Source organism: Corynebacterium sp. HMSC036D03, assembly GCF_001836185.1.
Taxonomy (GTDB): domain Bacteria; phylum Actinomycetota; class Actinomycetes; order Mycobacteriales; family Mycobacteriaceae; genus Corynebacterium; species Corynebacterium simulans.
Genome location: NZ_KV827729.1, coordinates 243,291 through 269,641, shown reverse-complemented (window position 1 = coordinate 269,641; position 26,351 = coordinate 243,291). Strand labels below are relative to the sequence as shown.

26 protein-coding genes are annotated in these 26,351 nt (G+C 59.1%); 23 read left to right on the top strand and 3 right to left on the bottom strand.

The genetic code is table 11. The features are described from left to right. Window positions 1-14 precede the first annotated feature (14 nt). On the bottom strand, window positions 15-1,031 hold the full coding sequence (moaA, locus tag HMPREF2692_RS04475) for a GTP 3',8-cyclase MoaA (RefSeq protein WP_070732892.1): 1,017 nt from the start codon (window positions 1,029-1,031) through the stop codon (window positions 15-17). Between the two features lie 71 nt (window positions 1,032-1,102). Beyond that, on the bottom strand, window positions 1,103-2,863 hold the full coding sequence (locus HMPREF2692_RS04470) for a long-chain fatty-acid--CoA ligase (protein WP_070456173.1): 1,761 nt from the start codon (window positions 2,861-2,863) through the stop codon (window positions 1,103-1,105). 337 nt (window positions 2,864-3,200) lie between these two features. Here HMPREF2692_RS04470 and rho point away from each other — a divergent pair, with 337 nt between their 5' ends. The 23 genes from rho (at window position 3,201) to HMPREF2692_RS04355 (ending at window position 24,226) form a co-directional block, all read left to right on the top strand. Further along, a complete protein-coding gene (gene rho / locus HMPREF2692_RS04465; RefSeq protein WP_070822906.1) occupies window positions 3,201-5,018 on the top strand; it encodes a transcription termination factor Rho in 1,818 nt (605 codons plus the stop codon). Further along, on the top strand, window positions 5,018-6,094 hold the full coding sequence (prfA, locus tag HMPREF2692_RS04460; protein WP_070518650.1) for a peptide chain release factor 1: 1,077 nt from the start codon (window positions 5,018-5,020) through the stop codon (window positions 6,092-6,094). Before rho ends, prfA begins: the two co-directional genes overlap by 1 nt. A 17-nt stretch (window positions 6,095-6,111) precedes the next feature. Continuing rightward, complete coding sequence (prmC, locus tag HMPREF2692_RS04455; protein ID WP_062044264.1) at window positions 6,112-6,957, top strand: peptide chain release factor N(5)-glutamine methyltransferase; 846 nt, start codon at window positions 6,112-6,114, stop codon at window positions 6,955-6,957. Between the two features lie 30 nt (window positions 6,958-6,987). Then, window positions 6,988-7,656, top strand: a complete 669-nt coding sequence (locus HMPREF2692_RS04450; protein ID WP_061921957.1) for an L-threonylcarbamoyladenylate synthase — start codon at window positions 6,988-6,990, stop codon at window positions 7,654-7,656. Between the two features lie 15 nt (window positions 7,657-7,671). Continuing rightward, entirely contained in the window at window positions 7,672-8,847 is a 1,176-nt protein-coding gene (locus HMPREF2692_RS04445; protein WP_061921960.1) for an MraY family glycosyltransferase, read from the top strand. Window positions 8,848-8,885: 38 nt separating this feature from the next. Continuing rightward, the gene (locus HMPREF2692_RS04440; protein WP_061921962.1) at window positions 8,886-9,329 is read left to right on the top strand and encodes a Cg1360 family ATP-synthase-associated protein; all 444 of its coding nucleotides are present in this window, start codon (window positions 8,886-8,888) and stop codon (window positions 9,327-9,329) included. Between the two features lie 438 nt (window positions 9,330-9,767). Next, entirely contained in the window at window positions 9,768-10,568 is an 801-nt protein-coding gene (gene atpB, locus HMPREF2692_RS04435; protein WP_061921965.1) for a F0F1 ATP synthase subunit A, read from the top strand. 105 nt (window positions 10,569-10,673) lie between these two features. Then, window positions 10,674-10,913 (top strand): ATP synthase F0 subunit C, encoded by a 240-nt coding sequence (locus HMPREF2692_RS04430; protein WP_005532052.1) that lies wholly within the window; start codon window positions 10,674-10,676, stop codon window positions 10,911-10,913. Between the two features lie 45 nt (window positions 10,914-10,958). Beyond that, window positions 10,959-11,525, top strand: coding sequence for a F0F1 ATP synthase subunit B (locus HMPREF2692_RS04425; protein ID WP_061921968.1), 567 nt, complete (start codon window positions 10,959-10,961; stop codon window positions 11,523-11,525). Between the two features lie 6 nt (window positions 11,526-11,531). Beyond that, on the top strand, window positions 11,532-12,347 hold the full coding sequence (locus HMPREF2692_RS04420; protein ID WP_070822903.1) for a F0F1 ATP synthase subunit delta: 816 nt from the start codon (window positions 11,532-11,534) through the stop codon (window positions 12,345-12,347). A gap of 65 nt (window positions 12,348-12,412) precedes the next feature. Beyond that, entirely contained in the window at window positions 12,413-14,053 is a 1,641-nt protein-coding gene (gene atpA / locus HMPREF2692_RS04415; protein ID WP_061921975.1) for a F0F1 ATP synthase subunit alpha, read from the top strand. A gap of 57 nt (window positions 14,054-14,110) precedes the next feature. Then, on the top strand, window positions 14,111-15,094 hold the full coding sequence (locus tag HMPREF2692_RS04410; protein WP_062035308.1) for a F0F1 ATP synthase subunit gamma: 984 nt from the start codon (window positions 14,111-14,113) through the stop codon (window positions 15,092-15,094). 3 nt (window positions 15,095-15,097) lie between these two features. Beyond that, the gene (gene atpD / locus HMPREF2692_RS04405) at window positions 15,098-16,543 is read left to right on the top strand and encodes a F0F1 ATP synthase subunit beta (RefSeq protein ID WP_062035306.1); all 1,446 of its coding nucleotides are present in this window, start codon (window positions 15,098-15,100) and stop codon (window positions 16,541-16,543) included. A 10-nt stretch (window positions 16,544-16,553) separates the two neighbouring features. After that, window positions 16,554-16,922: a F0F1 ATP synthase subunit epsilon gene (locus HMPREF2692_RS04400; RefSeq protein ID WP_062035304.1), complete on the top strand. Its 369-nt coding sequence runs from the start codon at window positions 16,554-16,556 to the stop codon at window positions 16,920-16,922. Between the two features lie 180 nt (window positions 16,923-17,102). Next, on the top strand, window positions 17,103-17,579 hold the full coding sequence (locus HMPREF2692_RS04395) for a DUF2550 domain-containing protein (RefSeq protein WP_070822900.1): 477 nt from the start codon (window positions 17,103-17,105) through the stop codon (window positions 17,577-17,579). Window positions 17,580-17,603: 24 nt separating this feature from the next. Next, window positions 17,604-18,296 carry an endonuclease NucS gene (gene nucS, locus HMPREF2692_RS04390; RefSeq protein WP_062035300.1) on the top strand — a complete coding sequence of 231 codons (693 nt, stop codon included), beginning with the start codon at window positions 17,604-17,606 and terminating at the stop codon, window positions 18,294-18,296. Then, entirely contained in the window at window positions 18,296-18,580 is a 285-nt protein-coding gene (locus HMPREF2692_RS12580; protein WP_083323813.1) for a hypothetical protein, read from the top strand. The genes nucS and HMPREF2692_RS12580 overlap by 1 nt, the downstream gene beginning before the upstream one ends. Before the next feature lie 10 nt (window positions 18,581-18,590). Beyond that, a complete protein-coding gene (locus HMPREF2692_RS04380) occupies window positions 18,591-18,899 on the top strand; it encodes an MTH1187 family thiamine-binding protein (protein ID WP_061921994.1) in 309 nt (102 codons plus the stop codon). Beyond that, window positions 18,896-19,780 (top strand): tetratricopeptide repeat protein, encoded by an 885-nt coding sequence (locus tag HMPREF2692_RS04375; protein ID WP_061921997.1) that lies wholly within the window; start codon window positions 18,896-18,898, stop codon window positions 19,778-19,780. The genes HMPREF2692_RS04380 and HMPREF2692_RS04375 overlap by 4 nt, the downstream gene beginning before the upstream one ends. Window positions 19,781-19,904: 124 nt before the next feature. Further along, the gene (locus tag HMPREF2692_RS04370; RefSeq protein WP_070822897.1) at window positions 19,905-21,341 is read left to right on the top strand and encodes a cation:dicarboxylate symporter family transporter; all 1,437 of its coding nucleotides are present in this window, start codon (window positions 19,905-19,907) and stop codon (window positions 21,339-21,341) included. A gap of 21 nt (window positions 21,342-21,362) precedes the next feature. Then, window positions 21,363-21,770 carry an arsenate reductase/protein-tyrosine-phosphatase family protein gene (locus tag HMPREF2692_RS04365; protein WP_070822894.1) on the top strand — a complete coding sequence of 136 codons (408 nt, stop codon included), beginning with the start codon at window positions 21,363-21,365 and terminating at the stop codon, window positions 21,768-21,770. Window positions 21,771-21,811: 41 nt separating this feature from the next. After that, window positions 21,812-22,609: an ABC transporter ATP-binding protein gene (locus HMPREF2692_RS04360; RefSeq protein ID WP_070822891.1), complete on the top strand. Its 798-nt coding sequence runs from the start codon at window positions 21,812-21,814 to the stop codon at window positions 22,607-22,609. 6 nt (window positions 22,610-22,615) lie between these two features. Continuing rightward, window positions 22,616-24,226, top strand: a complete 1,611-nt coding sequence (locus HMPREF2692_RS04355) for a hypothetical protein (RefSeq protein WP_141761302.1) — start codon at window positions 22,616-22,618, stop codon at window positions 24,224-24,226. On the opposite strand, the gene glgB is transcribed toward HMPREF2692_RS04355, so the two are convergent. Next, window positions 24,223-26,343: a 1,4-alpha-glucan branching protein GlgB gene (glgB, locus tag HMPREF2692_RS04350; protein ID WP_070822887.1), complete on the bottom strand. Its 2,121-nt coding sequence runs from the start codon at window positions 26,341-26,343 to the stop codon at window positions 24,223-24,225. The genes HMPREF2692_RS04355 and glgB overlap by 4 nt on opposite strands. Window positions 26,344-26,351 lie beyond the last annotated feature (8 nt).

Sequence of the window (26,351 nt, the reverse complement as noted above, 5' to 3'; positions counted from 1 at the left end):
TAGTTCCTTAGCCTTTAGCCACCGATTGCTGCCATCAAGCGATCCGGCTGCAAGAAACCCTCGTCATTCACGCCGTGGCCGGGCAGCTTCGCCCACATTTCTGCGGCCCATGCCTCCATGAGCTCTTCATCGCTGGCGCCCGCGCGCATGAGGTCGCGAAGAGAGGTCTCCGAATTGCCGAATAGGCAATTGCGCACCGCGCCGTCGGTTGTCAGGCGCGTGCGATCGCAGGAACCGCAGAAGGAGCGAGTGACTGAGGCGATGACGCCGATTTGTCCTATCTCGCGGCCTCCGCGATAGGCATTCCACAGTGACGCCGGGGCAGAGCCGCGCGGCTCGTCAGCGGGGGAGAGCTCGAAGGACTCGCCGAGGCGGGCCAAGATATCGTCCGCGGTCACCATATCCTCGCGCCGCCACTTATCGCGGGGTCCCAGCGGCATCTGCTCGATAAAACGCAGCTGTGCGCCTGCCTCAATGCAGTATTCCGCCAGCGGGATAATAGAATCCTCGTTAATGCCCGGCATCACTACCGCGTTGACCTTGACCGGGTGCAGCCCGGCGCGGGTAGCGGCTTCGATGGCTGTGAAGACATCCTGGATGCGGTCGCGCCGGGTTAGCCGGGTATAAAGCTCGCGGTCGGTGGTATCGAGCGAGATGTTCACGCGGTCGAGGCCTGCTTCCACCAATCCATCGATACGCCGGTCGAGGCCCAAGCCGTTCGTGGTCAGTGCGGTAGACGGTGATTTACCTTCGTCGGTGCGCAATTGCTTAGTAGCAGCGACAATCTTCTCCAAAGACTTGCGCAGGAGCGGTTCGCCGCCGGTGAAACGTACCTGGCGGATGCCTAGCTTTTCGACGCCGATGCGGATGAGGCGGATCGTTTCCTCATCGCTCAAGGTTTCTGCGGTGGGAAACCACTCGAGACCTTCGGCCGGCATGCAATACGTGCAGCGGAGGTTGCAGCGATCAGTAAGCGAAACGCGCAGGTCGCGGGCCCTGCGGCCGTATTTGTCTAGAAGCGGATAAGTCATTGTCGTCCTAGTCTATAAGGAGAGTGGTCTTATCCATATTAACCCGGAAATATTCGCGTTTAATCCGGGGTCTAATCACGGGGCGGGAAATGCTGTGGCAAGTCATCCAGGCGGTGCGACTCGCCAGGGCCTTTCAGCCGAATGATGTTGTATTCGCCTTCAGCCAAGTGCGAACGCAGGTCCTTCTTATCGAACTTGCCCACCGAGGTTTTGTCGATGTGCTTTACGAAGGTCCAGTACTCCGGCAGCATCCACGAAGGCAGCTCCTTGCGCATACCCTCGCGGATGCGCTCGGCGGTTTCGATTGTCGGAGAAAACCCTGGCGCCAACACCGTTACCGCCAGAGGGCGTTCCACCCACTGTTTATCTGGATAGCCGATGACGGCGGCCTCCACGACGACGGGATTAGCCATGATGAGGTTTTCGAGCTGGACCGAATAGATCCACTCGCCGCCAGAGCGGATGACGTCGCGGGCGCGGTCTTCGACGGTCAAGAAGCCGTCTTCCGTTACCGAGCCGACGTCGCCAGTGCGCAGCCAGCCATCTGCGGTGAATTTGGATTCGGCATCCTCGACTTGCTTGCCGCGGAACTCGTCGGCACTACCGCCCGGTTCAGAAGTGGGCGAGTGGTAGTAGGAGCCGGTAACGAGGTTGCCGCGGACCTGGATCTCGCCGGCATTGCGGTCGGACTTGGGCACGACGACGCCGTCATTGACCACACGGTATTGCAAGGAGGCCGGGAAGCGTCCTTGGGATATGCGGTATGCCCAGCGGGTATCGCCGTCGGCACCCTGGGGCGGGCGGGCCACCGTGCCCACCGTGGTGGTTTCCACCATGCCCCACACGTGCACGACGTCGACGCCGTAGCGCTCCTCCCACATTTTGATCAGCTGCGGCGGGACGGGAGAGCCGCCGGCGAAGATCTCGGTCAGCGTCATGCGGCTTGGGGGATTCTTGAGATAGTGCGCGAAAAGCTGAATCCAAATGGTGGGCACGCCATGCGCCACGCGGGGCGAGGTGGCAGCAATGATGCTGGCAAGCGTCGGTGCGGATACGTCGGCGTCGGGAAGCACTAGTGGCGTGCCCGTCATAAAGGCGGCAAAGGGAACGCCCCAGCTGAGCACGTGATAAATCGGGATGCAGCACAGGAAGGTCTCGCCGTGGGTAACACACAGCGAATCGGAGGCGCGCAACTGCATGCTCTCCAGGTAGAGCGCGCGGTGGGAATAGACCACGCCTTTGGGCGCGCCAGTGGTGCCGGTGGAATAGCACAAGGCGGCCGACGTCCGCTCGTCTAGCTCAGGCCAGTTGTACTCGGTAGGGCGGCCGTCGAGTAGCGCCTCATAGGAATAGACCTCGACGCCAGCGCCAAACTTGCCCAGGTAGTCGGCGGGATCGGTTAGGCCAATGAGAACCACCGCACGCACGGTTTTTACGCCGTTTAAGACCTTAGCCAGCTGATCTTTTAAGCGCGGATCGGCAACTACAATTTCCGCTTCGGAGTGGTTAATGATGTGGCGAATCTGATCATTCATTAACTGCTTGTTTAGCGGGGTGAAAATAGCACCCTTGCAGGCAGTGGCGAACATGACCTCTAGGTGTTCAGCACAGTTCCACATGAAAGATGCCACGCGCTGGTCCCCAGTAATGCCCAACTCATCATGCAATGCGTGCGCGAATGCGGCCGCGCGTGCGCCGATGGCGGCGAAGTCGGTGGTTTCCGGCTCGCTATGGTTGCGCCACGTGGTCACCTGCGTCTGCCCATGCACCGTCGATCCGTATTCCAGGATGCGGGTCAGGGACAGGGGGATATCCTGCATGGTAGAAAGCATGAGTCCTACTTTAGCGGTGTCACTTCCGGCGCGGGATGCTAATACGGTATAGTGGCTCGTGACTGACGCGGTCTAGCCCGAATTTTAGGAAAGCTCCCGCGTAACCGAGTATTGCAGAACCGCCGCAGAGCGTTTCTTTTTTCTCGCTCGCAGTCGCCTTCTATCAATTCTCCTCCGTGGCATTCCTTTTCCCAGAGGAGAGGCCTAGATATCTCACCGCCCGCGGCTTCCCGCTTGTGGCGGCATGCACCATAAAAATACAGATTGGCTTCCAGCGCTTAAGCCGGACTGCAGGCGAAAAGCATTTAGACGCTGGTGAAGCGACGAAAGGATATCCGTGAGCAATACGGACAAAGCCGCAGCACAGGATTACGCATCCATGAAGCTGCCGGAACTGCGCAAGCTGGCTGCCGAGCGCGGCCTGCGCGGCATCTCGGGTCTGCGCAAGGGCGATCTGATCACCGCCCTGAGCACTGGCCAGGTACCTGCGAAGGCAGAAAAGGCGGAAAAGCCACAGCGCCGCACACGTAAGCCTGCTGAAGAGAAGCCGGCAAAGGCTGAGGATAACGCCAAGGATAGTGGCGAAGACAAGGCTCAAGAAAAGGCCCAAGAAAAGGGGGAGAAGAACGAGGAGCAGCGCTACGAGTCGCGCTCCCAGGCTCGCCGTGCCCGCCGCAACCGCGCCCGCCGCCAGGAGCGCGAGAACGCCGAGGCGAAGCAGGAGGGCGCTAAGGAAGAGGCTAAGGAGTCGAACAGGGAGTCGAACAAGGATTCCGAGAACTCTAACGACAATCGCGACAACAATAACCGTGACAACCGTGATAACGGCGAGCGCAACCGCGGCAACCGCAACCGCCGCCATGATGACGATGACAACAACGGTGGCGGCCGTCGCAACCGCCGCAACCGTCGCAACCGCCGCAACCGCGGTGGTAATGACAACAACGGTGGCGGCAACGATCTCCAGATCCGCGAGGGCGATGAAGTCCAGGCAGTAGGCGGCATCCTCGAGGTCGTCGACAACAACGTGGCTTTCCTGCGCACCACCGGTTACCGCGCGGCAAGCTCTGACGTCTTTGTCAACAACAACTTGGTCCGGCGCTTGGGCCTGCGCTCTGGCGACGCCGTGACCGGCCAGGTCAAGGTCTCTGGCCCAACTCATACCCACGGCAATGGCCGTAATCGCCGCAAGTACAACCAGTTGGTGCAGGTTGACACGGTAAACGGCATGGAGCCAGCAGCGGCACAGGACCGTCCTCACTTCTCCAAGCTGACCCCGCTGTACCCGAACCAGCGTCTGCGCCTGGAAACGGATCCGAAGATCCTGACCACCCGCGTTATCGACCTCATCATGCCTATCGGCAAGGGCCAGCGTGCGCTGATTGTTTCGCCGCCAAAGGCCGGTAAGACCACCATTTTGCAGAACATCGCCAACGCGATTTCCGCAAATAACCCAGAGTGCTACCTCATGGTCGTCCTGGTAGACGAGCGCCCAGAAGAGGTCACCGACATGCAGCGCAGCGTCAAGGGTGAGGTCATTGCCTCTACCTTCGACCGCCCGCCATCAGAGCACACCTCCGTTGCCGAGCTGGCCATCGAGCGCGCGAAGCGCTTGGTCGAGCAGGGCAAGGACGTCGTGGTTCTCCTGGACTCGATTACCCGCCTGGGCCGTGCTTACAACAACTCCTCCCCAGCATCCGGCCGCATCCTCTCCGGTGGTGTGGATTCGAATGCGCTCTACCCACCGAAGCGCTTCCTGGGCGCTGCCCGCAATATCGAAAACGGCGGTTCCCTTACCATCATCGCCACCGCGATGGTGGAGACCGGCTCCACCGGTGACACAGTCATCTTCGAGGAGTTCAAGGGCACCGGCAACGCCGAGCTCAAGCTCGACCGCGCCATTTCCGAGCGTCGCATCTTCCCGGCCGTGGACGTTAACCCATCCGGCACCCGCAAGGACGAGCTGCTGCTCGTTCCGGAGGAAGCGCGCATCATGACCAAGCTGCGTCGCATCCTTTCTGGTTTGGATTCCTTCGCCGCTATCGACTTGCTCATCAAGCAGCTGAAGAAGACCCGCTCCAACGGCGAGTTCTTGATGCAGGTGGCAAGCTCGGCGCCGATGGTCGCTGACAAGGAAGCTGAGGATTACATCTAATGGCTAATCAAGTTTCCCTCGTAGACGACATTGTCTCCGAGTACCAGGGCATCGAGATGCAGATGGGCGATCCCGAGGTCGCTGGCGATCAGACGATGTTCCGTAAGCTGTCTAAGCGCTATGCCGAGCTGCGTCCAATCGTCGCGGTCAACAACGAGCTAGAGCAGGCTCGTCAGGACCTCGAAGATGTCAAGGAAATGGCCTACGAGGACCATGACTTCCAGGACGAAGTCGACCGCCTTGAGCCGCTCGTCGTTGAACTGGAGGAAAAGCTCGCTGACCTACTCGCTCCGCGTGACGAGCACGACTCCGAAGACATCATTATGGAGATCAAGGCTGGCGCCGGCGGCGAGGAGGCCGCATTGTTCGCCGGCGATCTCGCGCGAATGTACGAGCGTTATGCTGACAAAGCTGGTTTCCAGTGGGAGGTCTTGGGCCTCAACGAGTCCGACTTGGGTGGCGTGAAGGACATGTCCATCTCGTTTAAGTCCAAGACCCCGTCTCGCGACGGCGCTTGGTCCGTATTCAAGTTCGAGGGCGGCGTCCACCGCGTCCAACGCGTCCCGGTGACCGAGTCTCAGGGCCGCATCCAGACCTCAGCAGCCGGCGTGCTGGTTTACCCGGAGCCGGATGAGGTCGAATCCGTCAACATCGACGAAAAGGATCTGCGCATCGACGTCTACCGCTCGTCCGGTAAGGGCGGCCAGGGCGTTAACACCACTGACTCCGCAGTCCGCATTACCCACCTGCCGACTGGCCTGGTGGTCACCTGCCAGAAGGAACGTTCCCAGATTCAGAACAAGGCCCGCGCATTGCAGGTGCTGCAGGCACGCCTGGATCAGATCGAGCGCGAAGCCCGTGAGGCTGAGGCAGGGGAGCAACGTGCATCCCAGGTGCGCACCTTGGACCGCTCCGAGCGTATTCGCACCTATAATTGGCCGGAAAACCGCATCACTGATCACCGCATCGGCTACAAGGCGAATAACCTGGATTCCGTTCTCAACGGCGATATGCAGGATCTGATCACCGCTTTGCAGGCTCAAGAGCGCGCCGAGCGCTTGGAGGCGGAAGACTAGAGGTGGATACCTACGCAATGGCGCTTCGCGATGCCGCGGAGCGCTTTCGCGCATCTGGAGTACCTAGCCCGGAGTGGGACGCACGAGTGCTTGCTTCCGAGCTCATTGGATGTGGGCATATGGACATCCCACTGGATGCCCAACCCATTCCCGGCTTTGCCATCGCCTATGAGGGCTGGGTCGCGCGCCGTGAGGCTCGCGAGCCGCTGCAGCACATTCTGGGCACGGCCTGGTTTGGCCCGCTCGAGCTCAAGGTAGGCCCGGGCGTGTTTATTCCACGCCCAGAAACGGAAGTCCTGGCGGATTGGGGAGTGCGGGTGCTTCGCGACGTCGCCAAGCCTCGCGTTGTTGATCTGTGCACCGGCAGCGGGGCACTGGCCGCCTATGTAAAGAATGAGCGGCCGGACGCGGATGTATTCGCGGTCGAGCTTTCTGAAGATGCGCTGCCTTTTGCCCGCAGCAATCTTGCCCAAGACGTGCATCTGGTCCACGGCGATGCAACAGACTTCTCGCTTCTGGCCGAACTCGACGGCACCGTGGATCTCGTGCTCACGAATCCGCCTTATGTTCCGGAGACACCGGACCTAGAGCCCGAGGTCTACCGCGACCCGCACATGGCGGTCTTCGGCGGCGCCGATGGCATGGAGGTCATCGACTGTCTCGTGCCTCGCATTGCGAAGTTACTGCGTCCCGGCGGGAAAGTAGGCATCGAGCACGACGATGCCACGAGCGAGGCTGTGCAAGTTGCATTGCTGAATTCTGGGCGATTCCACGATGTCGCAGTGCTGCGAGACCTAACAGGTACCGCGCGTTTTGTAACTGCTATTAAAAGTGCGACCGCCACTCCTGCGGGAGTACAGTAGGTTGGTCTGAACACACGAAGTGAGGAAAGAATGCAAGGAAAGATTTATAACTGTGCCGATAAGGCAGAGCGTGAAGAAGGCCTAGCCATCGCGGTCAAAGCAGCAAAGTCTGGCCGCCTCGTCGTGATGCCTACTGACACGTTGTACGGCCTCGGCTGCGACGCCTTCGACAACGACGCTGTGGCCAGCCTCCTTGCAACCAAGCAGCGTGGCCCTGATATGCCCGTTCCGGTCCTCGTGGGGTCCTGGGACACCATCCGTGGTCTCGTCGCGGAGTACACCGATACTGCGCGAGCACTCGTCGAGGCTTTTTGGCCCGGTGGACTTTCCATCGTGGTCCCGCAGGCGCCTTCCTTGCCGTGGAACTTGGGAGATACCCGCGGGACGGTGATGTTGCGCATGCCGCTGCATCCTATTGCCATCGAGCTTCTGCGCGAGGTTGGCCCAATGGCTGTGTCCTCCGCGAATATTTCCGGCCACCAGCCACCGACCACCGCGCTGGCTGCAAAGCAGCAGCTTGGTAAAGCCGTTACCGTTTACTTGGACGGTGGTGAGACTGCCGTTGGCAAGCCTTCCACCATCATCGATCTCTCCGGTGAGCACCCATACCTGCTGCGTGAGGGCGCGCTTTCTGCCGAAGAAATCGCTGAGGTCATTGGCGTGAGCGCCGAGTCGCTGCGCACTCGCCCTACTGCCTAGACAAAAGGAGATTGTGTGAGTGGCACCGGTGTACCGCTGCGCGAGCTAGCGCTTGTCATTTTGGTTGCAGCGACCTTTACCTACCTCGCCACGGGCTTGGTACGTAGCTTCCTCGTCCGCACTGGGCGGGTAGCAGAGATTCGCCTGCGCGATTCGCATTCCCAGCCCACCCCGCAGATGGGTGGCGTGGCAATGTTTACCGGTTTCGGCGCCTCAGTCTTCCTAGCCGCCCAGCTTCCAGCCTTGACTCGCGGTTTCATGCCCGTTACTCCTGAGATGAATGCCGTGGTTTGGGCGGCGCTGGCCATCGTGCTCGTGGGCGTGATCGACGACGCCCTCGAACTGGGTGCGATAGTGAAGTTGGTCGGCCAATTGCTCGCCGCTGGAATCATGAGCGGCCTTGGCCTTACATGGACGCTTCTGTTTATTCCATTTGGCGGCGGAACTACGGTGTTGCTCGATCAAATCCAGGGCACACTCTTGACAACCTTCTTTACGGTGCTGCTCATTAACGCAATGAACTTTGTGGACGGCCTTGATGGTCTCGCCGCCGGCTTAGGGCTTATTGCAGGCGGCGCCATATTGATCTTTTCCCTCACGGTTCTGCATGACCAGGGTGGGGCAGTCTCTGCCTATCCGCCGGCGATCATCTCTGCCGCGTTGGTCGGTATCTGTGCAGGCTTCCTGCCGCACAATTTTGAGCCTTCGCGCATCTTTATGGGCGACAGTGGATCGATGCTTATTGGTCTCCTGCTGGCCGCAGCTTCTACCTCTGCTTCCGGCAAGATCAACATGTCGCTGTATGGCACCGTTGACATGGTGGCGCTCGCATCGCCTTTCATTGTGGTCGCCGCAGCTGTGTTTATTCCAGTCTTGGACCTTGTCTGGGCGGTTATTCGCCGCCTTTCGCAGGGCCGATCGCCCTTTTCTGCCGATAAGGCGCACATTCATCACCGCCTACTTTCGCTCGGCCATACCCACCGCCGCACTGTCTTGGTGCTATACCTGTGGGTCTCGGCGGTAGCTTTCGGCGCGGTGTCCTTTTCCATCGTCCCGTGGCCCGTTGCAGTCGCCCTTACCGCCATCGCGCTGGGGGTGGCATTCGGCGTCACGCTCATTCCTCTGCGCCGGGGCAAGCTTGGCCCAAGTAAACGGGCTACCACGGTGGTGGCGCATACCGATCCCGCCTAGGAGTCTCGGGTTGTCGTAGTGCGGTAGGCTTTTGGCCTATGACTGATCCGATGACAAACGCGGCAATAAACAACGTGGATGACTTTGACGACCCAGTTTTGCCGCTCAAGCGTGCACTGCGCTTCGGTTCGATTGCGCTGGTGGCCATCACGATTATCTCGCTCGCCGTTTGGGGTGGCATGCGTGGAATGCCGGGGATTTGGGGAGTGCTCGTCGGTGCCGGCATCGGCGGCGGTTTTGTCCTGCTGACGGTTCTTTCCGTGCTTGCTGCCTCGAAGACTAGCCCCACCAACACGATCATCGTCGTTATGGGTAGCTGGCTCATCAAACTGCTGGTGCTGATTGTCATCCTCGCGGTCATCCGCGACATGGACTTCTACGATAAGATGGCGCTCTTTGTCACCGTAGTGATGGCCCTTATCGCAACGCTGGGCACCGAGGCCTGGGGCGTCGTCAGCGCCCGCGTCTCTTATGTGCATTAGCCACCCTGAAGAAGGGCGGCGGGGATAAAACACGAGCCCTTTAGTCTTAATTTCCTTGGGGGAAGATGTGGAATGGGTGTTAATTCCACCCCCGAGGTGGTGTACAAAAACTGTTTGTGACAAAGGCCATATGGGGTCTTTTGCCTAGTCATGGGCTCTATTTCGGCCAAAAAATCGCCCGCGAGCTACGGGTGTCAACCTGTGCCTACCCTGGTACACGTGAATGAGGCCCTGAACTGATATTATTTCTCGCGGGTTACCACGGGACCGAGATTTTTGCATTGGATCCCGCGCGGTCAATCCCTGTCACTTCTTCGAAGATGTGCGACGGAGTCCGAAGTCGTGGCAGAGAGCTTGAGACGTCCATCGCACCGTCCGCAAAGTTATTTTGCGGCGGCCCTAACACGGGAGAGAACGCTGAGCGTTACAACATTGGCCATGAAAGGGCACTTCCACGCGCCTGATCTGGGTGAAGAATTCTTCCCGGGGCAAGTAGATGCTGACCATCTGTTCTTCGGCGACTTTGCCGACGGATGGTTCGCGCTTGATCGCCTAATGCTGGTGCGCATCTTGATGACGCTGGTATTGGTGGTTCTTTTCATGCTGGCCTTCAAGAACCCGAAGCTGGTTCCGAAGGGTCTGCAGAACGTCGGCGAGAATGCGGTCGATTTCGTCCGTATCCACATCGCCGAAGATATTTTGGGTACTAAGGAGGCCAAGCGATTCCTTCCGGTAATCGCGACGATCTTCTTCGCAGTCCTGTTTATGAATGTGCCGACCATCATCCCGGGACTCAACGTCTCGCCGAATGGTCGTATCGGCATGCCTATCGTCCTTGCAGTCGTGTCGTACATCGCAATGATTTACGCCGGCGCAAAGCGCTATGGCTTCGGCAAGTTCATCAAGTCCTCGGTGGTTATTCCTAACCTGCCGCCGGCTTTGCACTTGCTCGTTGTGCCGATCGAGTTCTTCTCGACCTTCATTCTGCGACCAGTTACCCTCGCCATTCGTCTCATGGCGAACTTCTTGGCAGGACACATCATTCTGGTCCTTCTCTTCTCTGCTTCGAACTTCTTCTTCTGGCAGCTGAACGGTTGGACGGCACTGTCCGGTTTGACCATTGTTCTGGGACTGGCTTTCAGCCTGTTCGAGCTCCTGGTCATCTTCCTGCAGGCCTACATCTTCGCGCTTTTGACGGCGGTGTACATCGAACTGTCCCTGCACGCGGATTCGCACTAAGGACGAGGTCGACGAGCGCGACCGAGAATAATCTCAACTTCACAGAAACTATCTCCCTGTCCGTAAACCTGCGGGCAGGACATACGAAAGGGAACGACTTTCACCATGAACGAAATCATTCTTGCACAGGATGCTGCCGCTAACCTCGACAGCCTGAAGGCTGTTGGCTACGGCCTCGCCGCAATCGGCCCTGGTATCGGTATCGGCATCGTTGCCGGCAAGACCGTTGAGGCTATGGCACGCCAGCCTGAAATGGCCGGCCAGCTGCGTACCACCATGTTCCTGGGTATCGCCTTCACCGAGGCTCTTGCACTTATCGGCCTCGTTGCAGGCTTCCTGTTCTAAAAAGTTCGCGTTTTCCTAAACCAACCTTTTAAGACTGGAGACCACATGAACAACGTCTTTTATACGCTTGCGGCGGGGGAGGAGAACCCGGGTTCCGGCAGCTTCTCCGTTCTTCTGCCCAAGAACTATGACATTTTCTGGTCTTTGATCTGTTTCGTTGTCATCTTGATTTTGTTCTGGAAGTTCGTTCTTCCGGCATACAACAAGATGCTCCAGGAGCGCGAGGACCGCATCGAGGGAGGCATGAAGCGTGCTGAGGCTCAGCAGGCTGAAGCTAAGGCTGCTCTCGAGAAGTACAACGCACAGCTTGCTGACGCACGTGCAGAAGCTGCAGAGATCCGCGAACAGGCGCGCGAGCGCGGCAAGCAGATCGAGGCTGAGGCTAAGACCCAGGCTGAGGAAGAATCCCGCCGCATTGTCGCCTCTGGCGAGAAGCAGCTGGAAGCTTCCCGTGCACAGGTCATCTCTGAGCTGCGTTCCGATATCGGACAGAACTCCATCAACTTGGCTGAGAAGCTGCTGGGCGGCGAACTATCTTCCGCTACCAAGCAGTCCTCCACGATTGACAACTTCCTGTCCGAGCTCGATTCTGTGGCACCGGCCGGAAAGTAGGCAACTATGAAGGCAGCTAGCCGCGAAGCCCTCGCACACGTAGAGTCCCAGCTGGATCAGATTCTGGCGCAGGACGATGCGATTGCGACGGCGGCACAGGCAGGTCTCGACCTTTTCGAGGTCGTTGATGTCCTTGATACTGACCGCGAACTGCGCGTCGCGCTAACCGACGCCGCCGTTCCGGCTGCAAACCGCAAGTCACTGGTGCAGAACCTCTTCGGTGCAAAGATTGCTCCGGTCGCCACCCAGGTGATCGAAGCTTCTGCTGCCGAGCAGTGGTCCACCTCCCGTGGCTTCGTCAAGGGTCTCGTGTCTCTCGGCCGCCGCGCTCTTCTGCGCGGTGCTGAGGCTCAGGGCCAGCTGGGCCAGGTAGAAGACGAGCTCTTCCGCCTGTCTAGCATCCTGAAGAACGAGGCAGAGCTGACCCAGCTGCTTTCCGACCGAACTGCTACGTCCGCACGTAAGCGCGGATTGCTGGCAAGCGTGCTCTACGGCAAGGTAACGATGTTCTCTGAGGCGCTCGCGCTCCAGGCCATCGGCCGCCCTGAGCAGAACCCGATCGATGATGTCGCGGCACTGGCCGACTACGCAGCTAAGCTGCAGGGTCGCACCATTGCTCGTGTTACCACCGCGGGTGAGCTGAATGATAGCCAGCGTGCAGCACTCGCTGAGAAGCTGGGCAAAATTTATGGTCGTGCGATGTCCATTCACTCTGAGGTTGACACCAGCCTCCTCGGTGGTATGACCATCCGCGTCGGCGACGAAGTTATCGACGGCTCCACGGCAGGCAAGATTGCCCGCCTGCGTGCCAAGATGGCTTAAGTCAGGCCGAAACGACAGAAATGATTAAGTAATTGCTGGAAGATACTACCGAGAGCAGGAAGAACATGGCGGAGCTGACGATCTCCTCCGATGAGATTCGTAGCGCGATTGCGAACTACACCTCGAGCTACTCCGCGGAGGCCTCCCGTGAGGAGGTCGGCGTGGTCATTTCGGCAGCTGACGGTATTGCGCAGGTTTCTGGCCTGCCATCCGTTATGGCGAATGAGCTGCTCGAGTTCCCAGGCGGCGTTATCGGCGTCGCACAGAACCTCGACACCAACTCCATCGGTGTCGTTGTCTTGGGCAACTTCGAGTCCCTCACCGAGGGCGACGAGGTCAAGAGGACTGGCGAAGTCCTTTCCATCCCTGTGGGCGAGGAATTCCTCGGCCGCGTTATCAACCCACTGGGCCAGCCGATCGACGGCATGGGCCCAATCGCCGCTGAAGAGGACCGCGTCCTCGAGCTGCAGGCACCTTCCGTGCTGCAGCGTCAGCCGGTTGAAGAGCCGATGCAGACCGGCATCAAGGCTATTGACGCAATGACCCCGATTGGTCGTGGTCAGCGTCAGTTGGTCATTGGTGACCGTAAGACTGGTAAGACCGCAGTCTGCATCGACACCATCCTGAACCAGAAGGCTAACTGGGAGTCTGGCGACAAGGACAAGCAGGTACGTTGTATCTACGTCGCTATCGGCCAGAAGGGCTCCACCATTGCTGGAGTCCGCCACACCCTGGAGCAGCACGGCGCACTGGAGTACACCACCATCGTGGCAGCTCCTGCTTCCGACGCCGCTGGCTTCAAGTGGCTGGCACCGTTCTCCGGTGCAGCTCTGGGTCAGCACTGGATGTACCAGGGCAACCACGTCCTGGTCATCTACGATGATCTCACCAAGCAGGCTGAGGCCTACCGTGCGATTTCCCTTCTGCTGCGCCGTCCGCCGGGCCGCGAGGCATACCCGGGCGACGTCTTCTACCTCCACTCCCGTCTGCTGGAGCGTGCTGCAAAGCTCTCCGACGACATGGGTGCAGGTTCCATGACCGCACTGCCGATCATCGAGACCAAGGCGAACGACGTTTCCGCCTTCATCCCGACCAACGTTATTTCCATTACCGACGGCCAGGTCTTCCTGGAGTCCGACCTGTTCAACCAGGGCGTCCGTCCGGCAATTAACGTCGGTGTCTCCGTCTCCCGTGTGGGTGGCGCTGCACAGACCAAGGGCATGAAGAAGGTCGCCGGTAACCTGCGTCTTGAGCTTGCTGCTTACCGTGACCTGCAGGCATTCGCTGCCTTCGCTTCCGACCTCGACCCTGCCTCCAAGGCACAGCTCGAGCGCGGTGAGCGTCTGGTTGAGCTGCTCAAGCAGGCGGAGTCCTCCCCGCAGCCAGTCGAGTTCCAGATGGTTTCCATCTACTTGGCTGACCAGGGCATCTTCGACGTCGTTCCCGTCGAGGATGTACGTCGCTTCGAGGCTGAGGTACACGAGTACCTGCACTCGAATACCCCGCAGGTATTCGAGCAGATCGCTGGTGGCCAGCCTCTGTCCGACGAATCCAAGGATGCGCTCGTCAAGGCTGCTAAGGACTTCACCCCGACCTTCCGCACCACCGAGGGCCACAATCTGGGCTCCGAGGCAGAGGTCGAGGCGCTCGATGCGGCAGAGGTAAAGAAGACCGAGCTCAGCGTCTCCCGTAAGACGGCTAAATAGAGTCCGCACAGCTCTAAGAATCAACCGTCGAGATAATAGAAGGGAGGAGCGAACACCATGGCTAATCTTCGTGAACTGCGCGACCGAATCCGGTCCGTCAATTCCACTAAGAAGATCACCAAGGCACAGGAGCTCATTGCTACCTCGCGCATTACCAAGGCACAGGCTAGGGTTGAGGCTTCACAGCCTTACGCACACGAGCTTGCGAATGTGATGAACAAGCTCGCAGCGGCCAGCTCGCTGGATCACCCGATGCTTCGTGAACGTGAAGATGGCAAGGTCGCCGCTATTCTCGTGGTCTCTTCTGACCGCGGTATGTGTGGTGGCTACAACAACAACATCTTCAAAAAGGCAGCCGAGCTCGAAGCCCTGCTCAAGAAGCAAGGCTACGAGACCGTCCGCTACGTCACGGGTAATAAGGGCGTTGGCTTCTACAAGTTCCGTGAAGCTGATGTCGCAGGCAGCTGGGCTGGTTTCTCGCAGGATCCGTCCTGGGAGACCACCCACGATGTCCGTCGTCATATGATCGACGGCTTCATTGCAGGTTCCAAAGGTACTGCCAAGTACCGCGATGGCCTCAACACCGAGGGCGAAGGCATCCGTGGCTTCGACCAGGTCCACGTTGTGTACACCGAGTTTGAGTCCATGCTGACCCAAACCGCGCGTGCACAGCAGTTGTTGCCGGTGGTTCCGGTTATTGAGGATGAGGAATTCCACCTCGGAGAGTCCGCGCTTTCCGACTCCGAGCCTACGGATCAGGTTTCGCCTGATTTCGAGTTCGAGCCGGATGCTGACACTCTTATGGAGGCACTGCTTCCGCAGTACGTCTCTCGTATCCTCTTTGCGATGTTCTTGGAGGCTTCCGCTTCCGAGTCCGCAGCACGCCGTACCGCAATGAAGTCTGCTACTGACAACGCAACCGAGCTGGTCAAGGACCTCTCGCGCGTGGCCAACCAGGCTCGTCAGGCACAGATTACCCAGGAAATTACAGAGATCGTCGGTGGCGCTGGGGCGCTCGCCGAAAGCGCAGAAAGTGACTAGATTATGACTTCAGCTCTGCAAGAGCAGAACACACAGTCGTCGGCTGTTGCCGGCCGTGTGGTGCGCGTCATCGGTCCGGTCGTCGACGTGGAATTCCCGCGTGGCGGACTGCCGGCACTGTACAACGCACTGACCGTCGAGATTTCTCTCGAGGCTGTTGCAAAGACCGTCACCCTCGAGGTCGCTCAGCACCTCGGTGACAACCTCGTCCGTACCGTTTCCATGGCACCGACCGACGGCCTCGTCCGCGGCGCTACCGTGACCGATACTGGCAAGCCAATATCCGTTCCAGTCGGCGATGTGGTCAAGGGCCACGTCTTCAACGCACTGGGCGACTGCCTCGACCAGCCTGGTCTGGGCCGCGACGGCGAGCAGTGGGGCATCCACCGCGAACCGCCAGCATTCGACCAGCTCGAGGGTAAAACCGAAATCCTGGAGACCGGTATTAAGGTTATCGACCTCCTGACCCCGTACGTGAAGGGCGGCAAGATCGGCCTCTTCGGCGGTGCAGGTGTTGGTAAGACCGTTCTCATCCAGGAGATGATTACTCGTATCGCACGCGAGTTCTCCGGTACCTCCGTCTTCGCCGGCGTCGGCGAGCGTACCCGTGAGGGCACCGACCTCTTCCTCGAGATGGAAGAGATGGGCGTTCTCCAGGACACCGCCCTCGTGTTCGGCCAGATGGATGAGCCGCCAGGAGTCCGTATGCGCGTGGCTCTGTCCGGCCTGACCATGGCGGAGTACTTCCGCGATGTGCAGAACCAGGACGTGCTGCTGTTCATTGACAACATCTTCCGTTTCACCCAGGCCGGCTCTGAGGTTTCGACCCTGCTGGGTCGTATGCCTTCCGCCGTTGGCTACCAGCCAACCCTGGCTGACGAGATGGGTGTCCTGCAGGAGCGCATTACCTCCACGAAGGGCAAGTCGATTACCTCTCTGCAGGCCGTTTACGTCCCTGCGGATGACTACACCGACCCGGCTCCGGCCACCACCTTCGCCCACCTCGATGCAACCACCGAGTTGGACCGTGGTATTGCTTCCAAGGGTATTTACCCGGCTGTGAACCCGCTGACCTCGACCTCTCGTATTCTGGAGCCGTCCATCGTGGGCGAGCACCACTACGAGGTTGCGCAGCGCGTCATTCACATCCTGCAGAAGAACAAGGAACTCCAGGACATCATCGCCATCCTTGGTATGGACGAGCTGTCCGAGGAGGACAAGGTCACCGTCCAGCGCGCACGTCGTATCGAGCGCTTCCTGGGCCAGAACTTCTTCGTCGCAGAGAAGTTCACCGGCCTGCCCGGCTCCTACGTCCCGCTGACCGAGACCATCGATGCTTTCGAGCGCATCTGCAACGGCGAGTTCGATCACTACCCAGAGCAGGCATTCAACGGCCTGGGTGGCTTGGACGACGTCGAGGCTGCGTACAAGAAGCTTTCCGAGAAGTAGGGAGTGGCACATGGCTGACATCACCGCTGAACTGGTATCCGTCGAGCGTAAGCTGTGGGCTGGTAAGGCCACGCTGGTTACGGCTGAGACCACTGAGGGTGAGATCGGCGTGCTTCCTGGCCACGAGCCATTGGTCGGTCAGCTGGCCGACAATGGTGTTGTGACCATCCACCCAGTCGACGGCGAGCGTCTCGTCGCCGCGGTCCAGGGTGGCTTCCTCTCCGTGTCCAAGGACAAGATCACTGTCCTCGCCAACTGGGCCACTTGGTCCACCGAAGTTGATGAGGCACAGGCTTCCGAAGACCAGAAGTCCGAGGAGCCCATTGTCCACAACCGTGGTGAAGCCGCTCAGCGAGCACTTCGTCGCGCCAAGGGCTAGGTAGAGTAACGGGCAGCAAAGCCCTTCCGCTCTCATAAGCGCCCCACCTTTCTTTCACCAGAAAGGTGGGGCGCTTTTTCGTTGGCTTTTGCTACGGGGTTTAGTGGCATAACGGCTGGGGAAGATACTAGAATTTTATCTAATATCTTTCAGGTTCAGGATTAAAAGGAGCGGCAGGATATGAACATTTCAGGTCTAGGCTGGTTGTTCCTCATCGTGGCGGCTTCTATCCTTTTGTGTCTTATGCTTGCTGCTCGCCGCTTTTTCAAGTTGCGGGCGCGCGGGACCTCTGTATTGCTGAGAACCCTGCCTGCTAAAAACTCTCGTTCTTGGCGTCATGGCGTGATGCGCTATAACGGGGAATACGTGGAGTACTTCAAGCTGCGCTCGGTTTCGGTCCAAGCAGACCTTCGTTTCAATCGCCTCGGCGTCGAACTAATTGGCACTCGTCAATTGGACGATGACGAGGCTGCTTTTATGTCCGCCGCCGACCAGGTCATCCGCTTTTCCTTCGCGGATCAGGAATACGAAATCGCCACTGACCTACACGGAATCATGGGGCTCACCGCCTGGATTGAGGCGGCGCCTTCCAAGCGCTTGGAACGTCCTGACTATCGGCGTCTGCGCCAGCGCGCTACCCGTTTTACTAAGGAGTAGGCGGCTACCTATAGGGTAGAGGGCATGCGTTTAGTCATCGCTCGTTGCTCAGTTGATTATGTCGGCCGTTTGGATGCCCATTTGCCAGTCGCCGATCGCCTCATCCTCATCAAGACAGATGGTTCCGTGTCGATCCACGCCGACGACCGCGCCTATAAGCCGCTGAATTGGATGACTCCGCCGTGCACGCTGGAGGAATCCGCCATCACTGACATCGACGGCGAGGACACTGGTGAGCAGCTGTGGCTCGTTGAAAACCCCAAGGGGGAGCAGCTGCGTATCACCATCGCGGAGATTCACCAAGACATCTCCGTAGAGTTGGGCGAGGACCCAGGGCTTGTTAAGGACGGCGTCGAGGCACACCTGCAGGAGCTGCTCGCCGAGCACATCGATACCCTGGGCGAGGACTATTCACTCGTTCGGCGCGAGTATCCAACCGCAATTGGCCCAGTCGATATCATGGCCAAAGACCAAGACAATAAGTTCGTTGCGGTTGAGGTTAAGCGCCGCGGTGGTATAGACGGCGTCGAGCAGCTCACACGCTATCTGGAGCTTCTCAACCGTGACGAGCTACTGGCACCCGTGCAAGGCGTGTTTGCAGCCCAGGAAATCAAGCCGCAGGCCCGTACGCTGGCCGAGGACCGCGGTATTCGCTGTGTCATCCTTGACTACCAAGATCTGCGCGGCATCGAGTCGAACGAGCTGCGTCTTTTCTAATGCCACGCCGCAATAGGAGAAACCGCGTCAGCCCGCGCCCGCTGCCTAAGGATGGCTCTACTTTTCTAGGCTCGCAGACCGTCGAGGGCCCAAAGTGGACCCACGGTGAGCTCTTCGTTATGCGCCACATCGGCAGCGCGGCGGCTACAAAGTTTTATATCTGCCCCGGCTGCAACCAAAATGTTCCGCCTCGCGTTGCCCATATCGTGGCCTGGCCGCGTGATACAGGCGGCAGGGAAGATGACCGCCGCCATTGGCACCGTCACTGCTGGGAGCGTAGGTAGGATAGCGGGCATGATTGTTGCTTTTTCTGTCGCGCCAACCGTGGTGGGCGAGGAAACTGCGGAGATGTCTGCAGCCGTCGCCGAAGCCGTCCGCGTGGTGCGCGCATCCGGCTTGCCCAACGAGACCAATGCCATGTTTACCCTTATAGAAGGCGAATGGGATGAGGTCTTTGCCGTAATCAAGGAAGCCACCGATGCAGTACGCAAGGTTTCGCCGCGTACCTCGCTTGTAGTCAAGGCCGATATCCGCGAAGGTGTGACTGGCCAGTTGACGCAAAAGGTGGAGTCTGTGAATCGACGTTTGGAGGAAAACAAGTGACCGGACCTTATGTAGGCGGTGCCCTTGACTTGGGCGCGCTGAAGCAGCAAAAGGAGACTGAGGAAGCGCCTTCCGGGGTATCTGCATTTTTCGAGGTAACCGAGGCTAACTTCGAATCCGAATTGATTCGCCGTTCCGCCGAGGTCCCCGTTATTGCGCTCATCGGTTCTTCGCGTTCGCCCGCCTCCGAGCAACTGAAGAATGACCTGCGCGCTGTCGCAGAGGCCGGTGGGCTCAAGTTCATCGTTGGCTACATCGACGCTGATGCTATCCCGCAGGTAGCGCAGGTCTTTGGCGTGCGAAACCTGCCGACCACCGTCGCCCTAGCTGCCGGCCAGCCGATTACCAACTTCGAGGGAGCCCAGCCCAAGGATGCGCTGGAGCAGTGGACTGCCACGCTCGTCGAGAAGCTTGGGCCGCAATTGAGTGGTCTCAGCACCGAGACCCCAGAACCAGAAACTGCCGCGGACCCACGCGTGCAGGCCGCCGAGGAGTCCCTAAACCACGGCGATTTCGACGCAGCCATCGCCCACTACGACGCCATTTTGGCCGACGATCCAGACAACGCCGAGGTCAAGCAGGCCCGCAACACCACCCAGGTTTTGCGTCGTCTGGACCCAGCCAACCGCACCGAGGACCCGATTGCTGCTGCCGACGCTGCGCCAGCCGACGTCGCCAAGCAGTGCGATGCCGCCGACGCCGAGGTCGTCGCCGGTGCGCCCGAGAAAGCCTTCGAGCGCCTCATCTCGGCGATGCAAAGAACCGCAGGCGACGACAAGCAAGCCCTCAAGGTTCGCTTGCTCGAGCTCTTCGCGCTTTTCGACGCCTCCGATTCCCGTGTCCTGCAAGCGCGCACCAAGCTCGCAAGCGCTCTTTATTAGCGAAGGGGTAACTAGAGCACCCCCGGCTTTCTGGAATTTCTGGATCGCTTTTCTGCGGTTCTATTATCAGGGCAGAAATCCTTGACAGAGCCAATTAGAAGGCCAATTAAAAGGGGAGTGCTCTATGCCCGTCATGCAACCAATTAATGGTCCAAAAATTCCGGAGCCCAAAGCCCCGAAGAAGGACCGTACCCACTGGCTCTACATCGGCGTCATCGTTGCGGTGATTGCCGGTATTGCCTTGGGTCTAGTCGCCCCGGGCGTTGCCGTTAACTTCAAGCCATTGGGCACGATGTTCGTCAGCCTCATCAAGATGGTCATCGCGCCAATCATCTTCTGCACCATCGTGCTGGGCATCGGCTCGGTGCGCGCTGCGGCATCGGTCGGAAAGGCCGGCGGCATCGCTCTGGCGTACTTCATCACGATGTCCACCTTTGCGCTGGCGATCGGCCTCGTGGTCGGTAACTTCATCGATCCTGGCGCTGGCCTTCATATTAGCGGTGGTGATGGCTCTAAGTACATCAAGGCAGGTGCGGAAGGCGAGGGGCTTTGGGGCTTTGTCAGCTCCATCGTCCCAGAGACCATGTTCTCGGCGTTTACCTCGGGATCTGTTCTCCAGGTCCTGTTTATCGCATTGCTGTGTGGCTTCGCCGTGCAGTCCATGGGCGAGGCAGGCGAACCTATTCTTGGCTTCGTCGCCAGCCTGCAGCGCCTCGTCTTCAAGATCCTCAACATGATTTTGTGGCTGGCTCCGCTCGGCTCTTTCGGTGCTATGGCAGGCGTCGTTGGTGAGACCGGCATGGATGCCGTGAAGTCCTTGGCCACCCTGATGCTGGCTTTCTACATCACCTGCTTCCTCTTCGTATTCGTGGTACTCGGCCTCATCGCCCGTGTATTCGGCGGCATCAGCATGTGGAAGCTCTGCAAGTATCTGGGCCGCGAGTTCCTGCTCATCGTTGCTACTTCTTCCTCTGAATCCGCATTGCCGAACCTCATGCGCAAGCTGGAACACCTCGGCGTGGAGAAGCCGACCGTGGGTATCGTTGTACCGACCGGTTATTCCTTCAACCTGGATGGCACCGCTATTTATCTGACGCTTTCCGCCATCTTCATTTCCGAGGCAATGCATATGCCGATGAACTTGGGCGAGCAGGTGGGCCTGCTGGTCTTTATGATCATCGCGTCCAAGGGCGCAGCGGGTGTCTCCGGAGCCGGCATCGCAACGCTGGCTGCGGGCTTGCAGTCCCACCGTCCTGAACTCCTCGGCGGCGTCGATGTCATCATGGGCATCGACCGCTTTATGTCCGAGGCTCGCGCTCTGACAAACTTTGCAGGCAACGCGCTCGCAACCATCCTGGTTGGCCGCTGGACCAAGACCGTGGACATGGACCGCGTCACGAAGGTACTCAACGGTGAGGAACCATACGCTGATTCTGGCAAGGACAGCACCGTTAACCTGCGCATGCCAGACGTGGAGAACCCAGCCCACGAGCGCCTGCAGCCAACGCAGCAGGTTGATTTGGAGCGCTACAAAGACGGCTCTGAGATGTACTACAAGTAGTTCTCGCTATACTGCGAGCCTATGACGAAAGTACTATTCCTCTGTAATTCCAACCGCGGCAAGTCCCAGATGGCCGCAGCTTTGGCGAAGCTGCATGCTCCCTCGTGGAAGGTCTATTCGGCCGGCGTGCAAGTGACCGAACCGGGGCAGTCCGGCGACGTAAATCTCGAGGCGTCCCATTGCCTGACCGAAGTGGGCGCCGACATGTCTGAGGGCACGCCCAAGCCGGTTGATCCGGAACTTGCCGCCAATGTCGATCACGTCATCATCGTCGGTGGCGCCGAGTACGATGGACCCGCCGAGCGCTGGGAGATTGAAGATCCCTCCCAGCGTGGCGTTGAGGGGAAGCAAAGGATGGTCGAGCTGCGCGACGATATTGATGCCCGCGTCAAAGAATTGATTGTGCGCCATAATTTAGTTGGACACTAAAAACCTAGAAATAGGTAACATTTTCTAATAAGGTGCGGTGCATGACTAGTCCGCACCGAGCACCGATTTCGCCCGATCCTAGGCAGCAAGCCTTTGCGGTCCGTGGCCTTAACAAATCCTTCAATGGTTCTCCCGCCGTCCACAATCTAGATCTCGACGTCCCGCGGGGTTCCATTTATGGCATCGTCGGCCCCAACGGTGCGGGCAAGACCACCATGCTGACCATGGCCTGCGGTCTTCTGCGCCCCGATAGCGGCGAGTCATTCGTTGCCGGTCACCGCGTGTGGCACGATCCAATCCCTGCGAAGGCATCGATGGGCTTGCTCATGGACGGCGCACCCGTATTCGACCGCCTCACCGGCGCCGAGTATCTCTACTACTTGGGCGCGCTACGCAAGCTCGACGAGGGGGAGGCACAGCGCCGCGCCGCTGAGCTCCTGCACGTGCTCGCGCTTGACGACGCCGCCTCCAAACGCATCGCCGACTATTCCGCCGGCATGACCAAGAAGATTCTGCTTGCCGGCGCAGTGCTCCATAATCCCGAGGTGCTCATCCTCGATGAGCCGCTCGAGGCAGTCGATCCAGTATCCGGCCGCCTCATCCAAAACGTGCTCGTGAACTTCGCTGCGCGGGGTGGCACCGTGGTGATTTCCTCCCACGTCATGTCCCTAGTCGAAGGACTTTGTACCTCCGTGGCAATCATTAATGATGGCCAAGTGCTTACCTCCGGCACCGTCGATGAGGTCCGCGGTGACAAGAGCCTCACTGACGTCTTCATCGAGCTCGTCGGCGGCGCCGATCTCGATTCCAACGCCTTCCAGTGGTTGGGTGGAAACTAGGCCGTGATGGACACCAGCAAAACCCTCGTCAAGCTACACCGCACACTATGGAGCAGGACTTTCAAGGAAAACACCGCGCAGTGGATGATGGTGCTCCTCTTCGTCATCTATGGCCTGATTGGTCTCGCCAACACTGGGTTTATGGCCGGCTTAGATCTGAGCGAAGGCACGCGCAATGCTCACGCTCTCACCACAGTCAACCTCCTCGGCGTAGCGATGTACCTCATGCTCGCGATGATCATGCCCGCCGGTGAAAAGCAGCTTTACCCCGATACCTTGAAGGGCCTGCCGCTTTCTTTAGAAGAGGTCCGGCCCGCCATGCTGCGCATTTCTTTCCTTAACTCCCGCGTCTGGCTTTCTGCAGGTTTTAGCATCATCTGGGCAATCGTCGGTGCGATCATGCTCGTGAGCATCGGTGACTTCAATGTCATTGCAATACCCGCATTCGTGCTCGGCATGGCGCTTTCGTGGTTTATCACTATCTGTTTGTCGGAGTGCCTGATGAGCGTTGCCAGCAACGTGGTCAGCTTGGAAAGTGATCGCAGCAAGTTCATTGGCGGCATTCTCGGCACCGTATTGATGCTCTGCGTCATTCTCTTAAACGGCCAGATTGAAGATGCAGTGCCGCTCGGCACCATCGGCAAGTATGCCGCGTGGACGCCGTTTACCGCAGCGACCGGTTGGGCCACCGCGCTTGGCAATGGCTCTTACATGGAAGCACTCGCACAGCTTCTAATCGCTATTCTCACCGCAGTGGGGCTCTTCGCGGTCTGGCGGCACTTAATCAAAACAGAATTCGCCCAAAGCCAAAAGCACGCCCGGCCTGCGCCAGCCACAAAGACAAAGGAGCACGGCGTATCCCGCCTCCGCCTGATGGGCCTGGCTTATCGCAGTCCCGCCATGATGGAGTACTCGCGCTCGTTGCTTTATATCGTCCGCGATATGCGCCTAGTAAATACCTTGATCTTCATGCCGGTGCTCGCAGGATTCTGTCTCTACCACATCTTTAACGGCAACTTGACCGCTGGTTTAGGCGTGCTCGTGATGCTCGGTCTCTTGGGCGGCCTGTTCGGCGTCAACGACTATGGCTACGATGGCCCCTCCGGCTGGCTGAAGTTGATGGCACCTTGTGCACCAAGCAAATTTCTGCTGGCCCGCCATCGCGCGCACGTGACGCCCGCTGCAATCGTCATCATCCTTTGCGTCATCCTGGCGCTCATCATCAGCCCTGAACGCCTGAAGGTATCGGCCTTTGGTTGTGCTGCAATAGGAATGCTGCTTTCGGTCAGCGCCTGTTCACTAGCTTTGTCAGTCTATAACCCTTATCCCGTCTCCGCGCCTGGTACCAATGCGTGGACTGATAAGTCTGGCTACTCCGCACCCGCCTTTGTGGCCAGCCTCTTCGGACTCATCTTCGGCTGGATTGCCGTGGCCCCAGGTCTTGTTTGCCTAGGCATCGCCGTTACCCAAGACAAGGCTTCGTTGCTAGTAGTCGGTGTCATCTTGAGCCTTGCCGTACCGGCTATCGTCCACGCACTGGTGGCGTTTATCGCCGGCAAGCGGGTCGACGCCCGGATGCCGGAGATTTACGCCAAGGTCGACACCTGGGTCAGCTAGCCCACAAAGCGGTACCACTGCACGGAGTTGGCCGGGAGGTGTAGATCCGCGGAATTCGACGTGGAGTGCACCTTATGTGCCAAGTCATTGCCCGCGCCCTCGTAGACGGCGTCGTCGGTGTTGAGCAGCAACTCCCACGCGCCGTCGCGGGGCAGCCACATGTGGTAGTTCGGAATGGAGTTGCCTGAGAAATTGCACACGGCGAGCAGCGCCGAGCCATCGTTGCCGTAGCGCACGTAACCCAAGACGTTATTGTTCGAGTCATCAGCCTTGACCCACTGGAAACCATCCTGCGTAAAGTCCTGGGACCACAGGGCAGGGGTGTCTTTGTAAACGATATTGATATCGCGCACTAAGCGCTTGATGCCGCGATGCCACTCACCGCCCCATCCTTCGAGATTGGCCCAGTCCACAGAACTGGATTCGTTCCACTCTGCGACCTGGCCAAACTCTTGGCCCATAAACAGCAGATTCTTGCCCGGATGCGAGAACATATATCCGTACAGCGCACGCAAGCCTGCGGCCTTGTTCCAATCGTCGCCAGGCATGCGCGTCCACAGCGAGCCCTTGCCATGGACCACCTCATCGTGGCTAAACGGCAGCACGTAGCGTTCTGAATAGGCATAGACCATAGAGAAGGTCAGCTCGCCGTGATGGTGCTGGCGGTAGATGGGCTCATGTGTGAAGTACTCGAGGGTGTCATTCATCCAGCCCATATTCCATTTCAGGGAAAATCCGAGGCCGCCTTCCGAGGTGGGAGCAGTAACGCCCGGCCAAGAGGTCGATTCCTCGGCAATGGTCAGCACGCCGGGATGCAGGCGCTGCAGGGTAGCGTTCGTCTCCTGCAAGAACTGTACCGCTTCCAGGTTTTCGCGTCCACCGTACTGATTGGGCAGCCATACTTCACGGGAGTAGTCCAAGTAGAGCATCGAGGCTACAGCATCCACGCGCAGGCCGTCGACGTGGAATTCTTCGGCCCAATACAGCGCGTTTGCTACCAAGAAGTTGCGCACCTCGTTGCGGCCAAAGTCAAAGACGTAGGTTCCCCAGTCGGCCTGCTCGCCGCGGCGGGGATCGGGGTGCTCGTAGAGTGCCTGGCCGTCAAAGCGGCCCAGTGCAAATTCGTCTTTGGGAAAGTGCGCCGGAACCCAGTCGATGAGGACGCCGATGCCGGCGTTATGCAGGGCGTCGATTAGCGCACGCAACTCATCCGGCGACCCCCAGCGCGCCGACGGCGCGTAGTAGCCCGAGACCTGGTAGCCCCAAGAGCCGCCGAAGGGGTGCTCTGCCACCGGAAGCAGCTCGACGTGGGTGAAGCCTTGCTCGAGGACGTAATCGATGAGCTCAGCGCGCAGCCTGTTGTAGTCGGCGCCTTGTTTCCAGGAACCCACATGCAGCTCGTAGACGCTCATCGGCACATCGAGATTGCCGTTACGAGCATCCATCCATGCGGAGTCATTCCATTCGTAATCGTTTGCCATGACTACCGAGACTGTCTCCGGCGGAGCAATCGTTTGCTTCGCCATCGGATCAGCCTTATCGATGCGCCGGCCGTCCGCGGTTTGAATCGCGAACTTATAGCGCTCGCCGGGGCCGATGCCGGGGACGAAGAGCTCCCAGACCCCGGTTGCGCCCAAACAGCGCATCGGCGACTGCGCGGGATTCCAGCCGTTGAAGTCGCCTACTACGGCAACGCCTTTGGCATTCGGCGCCCACACCGCAAACGAAACACCTTCAACCCGGCCCAAATGCGTGTCGTAGCTGTGCAGATTCGCGCCAAGTACCTCCCAAAGCCGCTCGTGGCGACCTTCCGAAATCAGGTGCAGATCGAAAGTGCTGGCAGTGGGCAAGAACCGGTAGCCGTCGGCCACCTCGACCGGAGCCTGGCCTGGGTAAGTCACCCGGAAACGGTAATCCTGCTCCTGGTCTAGTGCGCTCTCCCATAGGTCGTGTCCTACAGCATTCATCTCGTGCACGGCAGTTTCGGTGACCAGCTCCACCTTCTCGGCGCCGGGGCGACGAGTTAAAACCGTGCCGTCGTGCCAGCCATAAAAGTCATGTGGGGCATGGTGGCGACACTCGTTGAGGCGGGCGAGATCTGCTTCCGGAATGTTCATGTGTTCAC

Coding starts and splice junctions, on each gene's coding strand:
- HMPREF2692_RS04430 (WP_005532052.1), top strand. CDS start 10,674: ATGAACGAAATCATTCTTGCACAGGATGCTGCCGCTAACCTCGACAGC.
- prfA (WP_070518650.1), top strand. CDS start 5,018: ATGGCTAATCAAGTTTCCCTCGTAGACGACATTGTCTCCGAGTACCAG.
- atpB (WP_061921965.1), top strand. CDS start 9,768: ATGAAAGGGCACTTCCACGCGCCTGATCTGGGTGAAGAATTCTTCCCG.
- HMPREF2692_RS04355 (WP_141761302.1), top strand. CDS start 22,616: ATGGACACCAGCAAAACCCTCGTCAAGCTACACCGCACACTATGGAGC.
- HMPREF2692_RS12580 (WP_083323813.1), top strand. CDS start 18,296: ATGCCACGCCGCAATAGGAGAAACCGCGTCAGCCCGCGCCCGCTGCCT.
- nucS (WP_062035300.1), top strand. CDS start 17,604: ATGCGTTTAGTCATCGCTCGTTGCTCAGTTGATTATGTCGGCCGTTTG.
- HMPREF2692_RS04370 (WP_070822897.1), top strand. CDS start 19,905: ATGCCCGTCATGCAACCAATTAATGGTCCAAAAATTCCGGAGCCCAAA.
- HMPREF2692_RS04470 (WP_070456173.1), bottom strand. CDS start 2,863: ATGCTTTCTACCATGCAGGATATCCCCCTGTCCCTGACCCGCATCCTG.
- HMPREF2692_RS04450 (WP_061921957.1), top strand. CDS start 6,988: ATGCAAGGAAAGATTTATAACTGTGCCGATAAGGCAGAGCGTGAAGAA.
- glgB (WP_070822887.1), bottom strand. CDS start 26,343: ATGAACATTCCGGAAGCAGATCTCGCCCGCCTCAACGAGTGTCGCCAC.
- atpA (WP_061921975.1), top strand. CDS start 12,413: ATGGCGGAGCTGACGATCTCCTCCGATGAGATTCGTAGCGCGATTGCG.
- HMPREF2692_RS04365 (WP_070822894.1), top strand. CDS start 21,363: ATGACGAAAGTACTATTCCTCTGTAATTCCAACCGCGGCAAGTCCCAG.
- HMPREF2692_RS04440 (WP_061921962.1), top strand. CDS start 8,886: ATGACTGATCCGATGACAAACGCGGCAATAAACAACGTGGATGACTTT.
- moaA (WP_070732892.1), bottom strand. CDS start 1,031: ATGACTTATCCGCTTCTAGACAAATACGGCCGCAGGGCCCGCGACCTG.
- HMPREF2692_RS04380 (WP_061921994.1), top strand. CDS start 18,591: ATGATTGTTGCTTTTTCTGTCGCGCCAACCGTGGTGGGCGAGGAAACT.
- HMPREF2692_RS04410 (WP_062035308.1), top strand. CDS start 14,111: ATGGCTAATCTTCGTGAACTGCGCGACCGAATCCGGTCCGTCAATTCC.
- HMPREF2692_RS04395 (WP_070822900.1), top strand. CDS start 17,103: ATGAACATTTCAGGTCTAGGCTGGTTGTTCCTCATCGTGGCGGCTTCT.
- HMPREF2692_RS04360 (WP_070822891.1), top strand. CDS start 21,812: ATGACTAGTCCGCACCGAGCACCGATTTCGCCCGATCCTAGGCAGCAA.
- prmC (WP_062044264.1), top strand. CDS start 6,112: ATGGCGCTTCGCGATGCCGCGGAGCGCTTTCGCGCATCTGGAGTACCT.
- HMPREF2692_RS04420 (WP_070822903.1), top strand. CDS start 11,532: ATGAAGGCAGCTAGCCGCGAAGCCCTCGCACACGTAGAGTCCCAGCTG.
- HMPREF2692_RS04425 (WP_061921968.1), top strand. CDS start 10,959: ATGAACAACGTCTTTTATACGCTTGCGGCGGGGGAGGAGAACCCGGGT.
- HMPREF2692_RS04400 (WP_062035304.1), top strand. CDS start 16,554: ATGGCTGACATCACCGCTGAACTGGTATCCGTCGAGCGTAAGCTGTGG.
- atpD (WP_062035306.1), top strand. CDS start 15,098: ATGACTTCAGCTCTGCAAGAGCAGAACACACAGTCGTCGGCTGTTGCC.